The 232-nt window shown below is 79.3% G+C and carries 1 pseudogene; it reads left to right on the forward strand.

Annotation, left to right across the window (positions count from 1 at the left end):
• Positions 1 to 232, forward strand: a pseudogene (locus FVA95_RS33425) (hypothetical protein); the annotation flags it as partial.

The raw sequence follows: 232 nt of genomic DNA on the forward strand, positions 1-232 counted from the left end.
CCGCCGCCTCCGAGCACCGCGACCGGGTGGCAGCGGCGCAGCGCCGCGGCGGGGCCGGGCACCTGACCCTGCGCACCGACACCGACTGGGTGGCCGACATCGTGCGGTTCGCCGTCGCCAGCAAGCACACCGCGTCCCCGCGCAGCGGCGCAGCGTCCCCGCGCACCGGCACCGGGTCTATGCGCAGCGGCACGGCGTCCCCGCACGACGGCACAACGGCCCCGCGGAGGCC

Origin of the sequence: Pseudonocardia sp. EV170527-09, from assembly GCF_008369905.1 — a bacterium.
In the GTDB taxonomy this organism is placed as follows: domain Bacteria; phylum Actinomycetota; class Actinomycetes; order Mycobacteriales; family Pseudonocardiaceae; genus Pseudonocardia.